This is a genomic window from Amnimonas aquatica (assembly GCF_002943415.1).
Taxonomy (GTDB): Bacteria; Pseudomonadota; Gammaproteobacteria; order Pseudomonadales; family Moraxellaceae; genus Perlucidibaca; species Perlucidibaca aquatica_A.
The window spans coordinates 1-3,042 of sequence record NZ_PTQZ01000213.1; the positions used below are offsets into that span (position 1 = coordinate 1).

Below are 3,042 nucleotides of genomic sequence, written 5' to 3' on the forward strand. Positions count from 1 at the left end.
GATGCCGAGACGGATCTTGGCACTGACCGGCACCGTCGCCGGCACGGCCTGACGCACCGCGGAAACAATGCCGTGGATGAGCTCGGCCTCCTGCAGCAGAGCGGCACCGCCACGATGTCGATTCACCGTTTTCGCCGGACAGCCGAAATTGAGATCGATGGCGGGCGCGCCGAGCGCGGCCGCCTGCGCCGCGTTCTCCGCCATGCAGACGGGATCGCTGCCAAGCAGCTGCAGATGCACGGGCGTGCCGCTGACCGTGCGCCAGCCATGCTCCATTTCCGGACAGTGATGCTTCAGGCTGCTGCGCGGATGCAGCTGGTCCGTGATGCGCAGGAACTCGCTGACACACCAGTCGTAGGGGCTGATTCGGGTGAGAACGTGGCGCATGTGGACATCGGTGAGTCCTTCCATGGGCGCCAGTACGAAGGCTGTCATGCGTGCGGGAACAGGATTTAGATGACCACCCTCATGTTCCACGTGGAACATGAGGGTGGTTCTATCGACTCAGATGTCGAGATTGGCGACCAGCAGGGCGTTGTTCTCGATGAACTCCCGACGGGGTTCAACGGCATCGCCCATGAGCGTGGTGAACATCAGGTCGGCACCGATGGCATCCTCGACGCTGACCCGCAGCATGCGGCGCGTTTCCGGATCCATGGTGGTTTCCCAGAGCTGCTCCGGATTCATTTCACCCAGGCCCTTGTAGCGCTGGATGTTCAGGCCTCGACGAGACTCCTGCATCAGCCACTGATAGGCCTGTTTGAAATTGTCGACCCTGGATTCGCGCTCGCCGCGACGCACCACCGCGCCACGCTCGATCAGACCGTCCAGCGCACGCGCCAGCGCGTCAACCTGACGGTATTCGCCGGACGCGAAGAAGTCGTGACCCAGGCGATAGGTGTAGGGCACGCCGTGCGACATCAGCTCGATCTGCACCAGATTGCGCGCGTTCTCCGGGTCTTCCACCACCTGCACCAGGAAGCGCTGGCTGGGATCCGCAGCCTGCTCCAGCGCCTGCTGCAGCGTCTCTCCCCATGCCGACACCTGGCCACGATCAACCAGCGCATCCACGGCCAGCGTGGGCTGAGTCAGCAGCTGCTCGAGCAGGATCGGCGGATAACGACGGCTGAATCTCTCCTGCAAGGCGAGGAAATCGCGGTACTGGTTGATCAGACCTTCCAGCGCGAGGCCGGAGACCGACGGCGCTTCAGGATTCACCCGAAGCTCGGCGCCATCCAGCGCCACCGAGGTCAGGAAGACCTCCATGGCATCATCATCCTTCAGGTACTGCTCCTGCTTGCCCTTCTTCACCTTGTACAGCGGCGGCTGCGCGATGTAGATGTAGCCACGGTCGATCAGCTCCGGCATCTGGCGGAAGAAGAACGTCAGCAGCAGCGTGCGGATGTGCGAACCGTCGACGTCGGCGTCGGTCATGATGATGATCTTGTGGTAGCGCAGCTTGTCCGGGTTGTACTCGTCACGACCGATGCCGCAGCCCAGCGCGGTGATCAGCGTGCCGACCTCCGCGGAGGAGAGCATCTTGTCGAAGCGCGCCTTCTCCACGTTGAGGATCTTGCCCTTGAGCGGCAGGATGGCCTGCATCTTGCGATTGCGCCCCTGCTTGGCCGAACCGCCTGCGGAGTCACCCTCCACCAGGTAGAGCTCCGACAGCGCCGGATCCTTCTCCTGGCAGTCGGCCAGCTTGCCGGGCAGGCCGGCGATGTCCAGCGCACCCTTGCGGCGGGTCATTTCACGCGCCTTGCGCGCTGCCTCGCGGGCACGCGCGGCGTCGAGGATCTTGCCGACGATGGTCTTGCCGGCGGCCGGATTCTCCAGCAGGTATTCCTCGAACTTCTCGCTCATGATGGTGGCGACCACATTGGTCACCTCGGAAGACACCAGCTTGTCCTTGGTCTGACTGGAGAACTTCGGATCCGGCACCTTGACCGACACGATCGCGGTCAGGCCTTCACGCATGTCCTCGCCGCTGGTGGCGATCTTCTCTTTCTTGAGCAGACCTTCCTTTTCCATGTAGTTGTTAAGCGTGCGGGTGAGGGCAGTGCGGAAGCCCTGCAGATGCGTGCCGCCATCGCGCTGCGGAATGTTGTTGGTGAAGCAGTAGACGCCTTCCTGGTAGCTGTCGTTCCACTGCAGGGCCACTTCCACGCCGATGCCGTGCGGATTCTCGGTCTGCGGCACGATGAAGTGGAACACGCTGCTTAGCGGCGTCTTGTTCACGTTCAGGTAGCTGACGAACGCCGCCAGGCCGCCTTCGTACTCGAACACTTCCTCCTGGCCGCTGCGCTCGTCCTGCAGCACGATGCGCACGCCGGAATTCAGGAACGACAGCTCGCGCAGGCGCTTGGCCAGGATGTCGTAGTGGAAGTCGTTGTTCTCGACAAAGATCTCGGTGTCGGGCAGGAACGTCACTTCCGTGCCGCGCTTGTCGGTGCTGCCGGTCACCTTCATGGGCGAGGTCGGCACGCCGTCGACATCGATGATTTCGCGGCTGAGCACGGCGCCCTTGCTGAACTCCAGCACATGCACCTTGCCATCACGGCGCACGGTCAGACGCAGGAATTTGCTGAGTGCGTTGACGCAGCTGACACCGACGCCATGCAGACCGCCAGAGACCTTGTAGCTGTTCTGGTTGAACTTGCCACCGGCGTGCAGGCCGGTGAGAGCGATCTCGGCTGCGCTGCGCTTGGGCTCGTGCTTGTCATCCATCTTCACGCCGGGCGGAATGCCGCGACCGTTGTCGGAGACACTGATGGAGTTGTCAGGATGAATCGTGACCCGGATATCGTCGCAATGCCCGGCCAGCGCCTCGTCGATGGAGTTGTCCACGACTTCGAACACCAGATGGTGCAGGCCGGTACCATCGGACGTGTCGCCGATGTACATGCCCGGACGCTTTCGTACGGCTTCCAGCCCTTCGAGCTGCTGAATGCTGGATGCATCGTATGCTTCAGACATCTTTTTCTTCTCCTGGTCCTGTCAGTCCGACGAGGGCCTGATACAGCCATGTTCCACGTGAAACAA

General features: G+C 62.3%; 2 protein-coding genes. Both read right to left on the reverse strand.

Annotation, left to right across the window (positions count from 1 at the left end; genetic code table 11):
• Positions 1-435 (reverse strand): tRNA-dihydrouridine synthase (locus C5O18_RS08015; RefSeq protein WP_206389801.1); only part of this gene is annotated, 435 nt, incomplete at its 3' end.
• A gap of 69 nt (positions 436-504) precedes the next feature.
• Positions 505-2,976: a DNA topoisomerase (ATP-hydrolyzing) subunit B gene (gene gyrB, locus C5O18_RS08020; protein ID WP_105192998.1), complete on the reverse strand. Its 2,472-nt coding sequence runs from the start codon at positions 2,974-2,976 to the stop codon at positions 505-507.
• Positions 2,977-3,042 lie beyond the last annotated feature (66 nt).